Origin of the sequence: Phenylobacterium sp. (assembly GCF_004799395.1) — a bacterium.
Classification (GTDB): domain Bacteria; phylum Pseudomonadota; class Alphaproteobacteria; order Caulobacterales; family Caulobacteraceae; genus Phenylobacterium.
Map to the genome: position 1 here is coordinate 1 of NZ_SSMZ01000148.1, position 4416 is coordinate 4416.

Here is a 4416-nt window from a genome sequence, read left to right on the forward strand (position 1 = left end):
CCAGCGACCGCCTGAGGCGTCGCGGTCTTGCGCGCCGCGGCCTGCCACCCGCTACAACCGCGGCCTTTTTCAACGAAATCGGTCGAGAGCTGACATTAGCTCCGTGCCTGAAAGCGGACCTCGAAAATGTCAGGATCGGGGGGTTAGCGGACATGGAGTTCGTCGCCGTTGTCGGACGTCGGAAGCTTCGGCGACGGCAGTTTGGCGCGTCTAGCGATGCCGCCGCGATGTCATCTCGTCTGGATGTGGCGCTTCGAGAGATGCCACCCCACGCCCATCTCAGCGACCAGATCGTCGGCGTCGTTCCGCAGTTCCACGGCCACGTCGAAATCCAGACGCCCCTGGTCGTGAAGAAGAGAACCCAATTCGTCGACAGGCTTCGACAGCGTCGCCGTCGCGGTGATTGGCCCATGGGCGATTTTGCGGAAACGAATGTCCGCCTTGCGCACCACAACGACGACGCCGCCAAGTGTCGCGCCGAAAGCGCTCAATACCGCTGCGCCCGACGCCGCTTCGCCCAATGTGAACAGGGCTCCGGCGTGGACACTGCCGATGTGATTGGTGAGTTCGACGCTATCGGGAATCTGTGCGCGCTCGCCACCGTTGTTCGCCAGGATAATGACGCCGACGTGGTCGGCGAAAGGCACGATGGGCGTTTGTCTCGCGGCGAGGCCTGGTTTGGTTTCCATTCTGGTTTCCGATTTCTGGGGATTCTGCAGGGCGGCTATCGAACGCAGACCGTTTTGCCGCGCCCGCTTGCGAAGGCCGCTGGTGCGGATTCCCAATCGACCACCGCGCTCGTGATCGCGCTCAGGTTCAGGACGCCTGAGGCGACCATCCGAAGGACGGCTTCCAGATGAGCGCGGATGTGCGGCTGTCCGGTCCGCAAGGTCACGCAATTCTGGAACATCTCGAACAGCGGCACGGCTGTCAGCCCGCCGGGGTACATGGCGCTGACGCTACACTCCCCGGCGGGGGCCGTCGCTCGAAGGGCGATCACAAGAAGATCGGCGTCCATGCTGGCGTCGACCGTGATCGGATAGGAAGCGCTTCTGACGGCGTCGGGATGGACTAACTTGGCGCCCAGTCGCGTCGCGATCGCCGCGCGACCGGGATCACTGTCGACGAAATCGACCTTCCCCGCGCCCATGGCGTGCGCGATCAGCGCGGCATAGAGGCCAATGTTGCCGAAGGCGCCATTGACGATCAGCACCGGCGCGCCCGGGCGTTCGAGGAGCTGGGGGCCGACACAACGATAGGCGTCGGTGACGTTACATGAACAGGCCGCCGCATCAGCCGGGGAAACCCCCGGCGGCAGCCCGACCAGCATGGCGTCCGCGAAGGGCACTCCCACTAGGTCGGACATCGCGCCGCCATGGTCGCCGGCAAGCTGACCCAGGCCATAGCAGGACAAGTACGGCTGGGTCTCGCAGCAGCTCGTATGGCGTTGCCGGCAAGCAGGGCAGTCTCCGCAGCTGATCTGAAAGGGGACGACAACGTGATCACCCACACACACCGTGGTCACGTCGCTGCCAATCTCAACGACCTCGGCAACGAATTCGTGGCCGATGGCGATCGGCAGCGGCAGCGGCACGTGGCCCCCGACGATCAGGTGATCGAAGTCGCAGGTCGCGACAGCGATCGGCCTGACGATCGCGGCCAGCGGTCCGAACAGGCGCGGAGGCGGGACCTCCTGCCATTGGACCGCACGGTCAGTGTTGACGGTGAGTTGGCGCACATTTCACCTCCGCTTGGGACGGTTATCTCAAGCCGCGGCTGTCGAAGGCAGATCGAAGACAAGGCAGGTCGTGCTGGCTTCGGCGTAGAGCCGGCCAGTCTTGTCGGACAAGCTTGCCAGGGCCACCGCCGTCCGGCCGCCCAGGTGCACGACACGCCCGGCCGCCGTCATTGGTCCGGTGTCGCGGGTGATGCCCCGCAGGTAGTTCACCTTGATTTCGAGCGTCGTATAGCCTCGTCCGGCCGGCAGCCGGGTGTGAACGGCGCAGCCCATCACGGAATCAAGGACTGTGGCGATCACTCCGCCGTGCACCGAGCCGATGGGATTGTACTGCGACTCCTGTGGGGTCAGCGTCATGTCGACCTGACCGTCACCGACCCCGCTGATGGCGAAATCCACCAGGTGACAGATCGGCGGTGACGGAAGATCGCCGTGGAGCATCGCCTCAAGGAACTCCCGCCCGCTCATCGTGCGGCCAGCGTCGGCGAGGGCCGTGGGATCGTCCCAGCGGACGAATCGCTCGCGCGATAGCGTCGGGGTCTCGACGGACATGCCGATCATCCTTCGAGCTTGAGGATGACCTTGCCGAAGGGGCGGTCTTCGATCAGATGCCGGAGCGCCTCGGCCGCCTCTTCGAGAGGATAGGTCCGCTCGACAATCGGATTGACCGACCCGTTCGCGATGAGAGGGAGGATGGTGCTCCAGGCGGAAGCGATGACCGGCGGGGGCTGGGCGGCTAGCGCGAAACCGGCCATCCGCGCGCCTTTCCAGATCAGGTCCGTGACGTCGATCAGGCTCTTGCGGCCGGCGGAATAGCCGAGCGTGATCAGGACGCCGCCAAGGCCAAGACTGCTCAAGGCGCTGGCCATCACTTCCCCGCCAATTGCGTCAATGACGATGTCGACGCCGCGGCCTTCCGTGATCCGGCGCACGCCCTGCGCAAGATCCTCCGTCGTCAGGTCAATGACGTCGTCGTAGCCAAGTTCGCGCGCCCTGGCGGCCTTCGCCGCGCTGCCCGCTGTGGAGATCACCTTGCCAGCGCCCTGGGCCCGCGCGAGCTGATAGGTCGCGTTGCCCACCGACCCGCCAATGGCCGGGGCCAGGACCGTCTTGCCCGGCTTGAACCCCGCCAGCGTCAGCGTGATCTGCGCCGTCAGATAAGCGACTGGAAGACTGGCGGCGACCACGTCGTCGATCTCGTCCGGCACCAGCACGAGATCCTCGGGCCTGACCCAGATCCAATCTTGCCAAGCGCCATTCTCGCGAACGCCGTAAGGCCCTGCGAACATCACGCGGCTTCCTGCGGCCAGGTCGAGACCGCCTGCATCCTCGATGACGCCAGCGCCTTCGTCGCCAAGCACCAGCGGAGCCTTGGTCCGCGGCAAGCCGCCAGCCAGGATCGTGTGGTCGAGGGGCGTGACGCCGGCCGCGGTGACGCGGACCAGCGCCCGATCCTTCACCGGTTCCGGCTTTGACGCTTCGATCAGGCGAAGTCCGCCGTATCCTGAAAAGCTTTCAGCCTGAATGGCGCGCATCGTCGTCCCCTTAAAGTAACAGACCTGTAAGTCACTTGAAAGGTACGGACAGGTCTGTCACTTTGTCAACAGCGTTTTCTCGAACCAGACGTGAGGCGAACATGGACGAGCCCATCCGGGCCAAGCGCGGCGCTCCCCGAAAGGACGCGGTCGGCGCGCGAGAGCGGATCCTCGCGACCGCCAGTGAACTGTTCTATCGCGAAGGCGTTCGCGCGATCGGCGTCGATACGGTCGTCGCGCGGTCTGGTGTCTCGAAGACGACGCTCTATCGCTTGTTTGAATCCAAGGACGAATTGATCGCGGCCTTCGCGGCGGAACAGGATCAATTGTTCTGGGCCTGGTGGGACCGGGTTGAGGTGCAACACGCGGACGATCCGCGCGCCATGCTGGACGCCCTGCTAACGGGGATCGCAAAGCGGATCGGGCATCCTGCCTATCGCGGCTGCCCGTTTCTAAATCTGATGACCGAGTTTCCCGACCCTCGTCACCCTGGCCGAACCATCGCCTGCGACAACAAGGTGGAGTTGGAACGCCGGCTGGCCGTTTTGCTGGGCAAGATTGGGGCGCACGACGCCAACGCGGTCGCTTCCCAACTCGCCCTCATAATAAACGGCGCTTACGTCGTGGGCGCCCTGGCCGGGTCCGTCGGTCTCCGTGAACATCTCACGGCCGCCGCCGCCAAGTTGTTAGCTTAGGGCCACGGCCCATTGCGAAGGTCCGCCATGGGTCGGATGCGGACGTTGGATGGCGGCCGAAAAGCGGACTCACCGCCGCTTTCCCGTGAAGCGGACCTTCCGAAGGTCGGCGAGGGTTGGGAAGCGGACTTGGCCGCATTCAACGGTGCAGGGTGAACCACCCCTTGGAAATCCGGTCTTTCAGGTCTCCTTCGGCGTATCGGCACTGCATGGCATTGGAATACGGCCCCCCGAGCCGGGAGGTCGTCTCCTTCAGGGGCGGCAGATAACCGGCGTCGTCAATGCGCCGCAGCATCTGGCGCGACAACGACACCAGTTCCCCATTGAGCATGCGCAGCCTGTCGATGTGCTGGACCAGTTCGGCTTTTTTGTCGGCGGTGAGCTCAATCCCCTTTTCCTCAAGCACCTGAAGGTCGGTCGCCTCGTTCTTCTCTTCGTGGTTGGCGAC

6 protein-coding genes are annotated in these 4416 nt (G+C 64.5%); 1 reads left to right on the forward strand and 5 read right to left on the reverse strand.

Features of this window, described 5'->3' with window-relative positions:
- Positions 1 to 230: 230 nt before the first annotated feature.
- The 4 genes from E8A12_RS09755 to E8A12_RS09770 are packed head-to-tail and all read right to left on the reverse strand — an operon-like array spanning position 231 to position 3273.
- Positions 231 to 689 (reverse strand): DUF4442 domain-containing protein, encoded by a 459-nt coding sequence (locus E8A12_RS09755; RefSeq protein WP_293368105.1) that lies wholly within the window; start codon positions 687 to 689, stop codon positions 231 to 233.
- A 35-nt stretch (positions 690 to 724) separates the two neighbouring features.
- Positions 725 to 1738: an alcohol dehydrogenase catalytic domain-containing protein gene (locus E8A12_RS09760; protein WP_293368107.1), complete on the reverse strand. Its 1014-nt coding sequence runs from the start codon at positions 1736 to 1738 to the stop codon at positions 725 to 727.
- 27 nt (positions 1739 to 1765) lie between these two features.
- A complete protein-coding gene (locus tag E8A12_RS09765) occupies positions 1766 to 2290 on the reverse strand; it encodes a PaaI family thioesterase (RefSeq protein WP_293368109.1) in 525 nt (174 codons plus the stop codon).
- Positions 2291 to 2295: 5 nt separating this feature from the next.
- A complete protein-coding gene (locus E8A12_RS09770) occupies positions 2296 to 3273 on the reverse strand; it encodes a zinc-binding alcohol dehydrogenase family protein (RefSeq protein WP_293368111.1) in 978 nt (325 codons plus the stop codon).
- A gap of 101 nt (positions 3274 to 3374) precedes the next feature.
- Between E8A12_RS09770 and E8A12_RS09775 the strand changes: the two genes are divergently transcribed.
- On the forward strand, positions 3375 to 3968 hold the full coding sequence (locus tag E8A12_RS09775) for a TetR/AcrR family transcriptional regulator (protein WP_293368113.1): 594 nt from the start codon (positions 3375 to 3377) through the stop codon (positions 3966 to 3968).
- Between the two features lie 139 nt (positions 3969 to 4107).
- Here E8A12_RS09775 and E8A12_RS09780 read toward each other — a convergent pair.
- The coding region (locus E8A12_RS09780; protein WP_293368115.1) for a hypothetical protein at positions 4108 to 4416 on the reverse strand (309 nt) is incomplete at its 5' end.

What these genes read in the sequence shown, in the direction of transcription:
- E8A12_RS09755 (WP_293368105.1), bottom strand. Translation starts at nt 689, where the DNA reads ATGGAAACCAAACCAGGCCTCGCCGCGAGACAAACGCCCATCGTGCCT.
- E8A12_RS09765 (WP_293368109.1), bottom strand. Translation starts at nt 2,290, where the DNA reads ATGTCCGTCGAGACCCCGACGCTATCGCGCGAGCGATTCGTCCGCTGG.
- E8A12_RS09770 (WP_293368111.1), bottom strand. Translation starts at nt 3,273, where the DNA reads ATGCGCGCCATTCAGGCTGAAAGCTTTTCAGGATACGGCGGACTTCGC.
- E8A12_RS09775 (WP_293368113.1), top strand. Translation starts at nt 3,375, where the DNA reads ATGGACGAGCCCATCCGGGCCAAGCGCGGCGCTCCCCGAAAGGACGCG.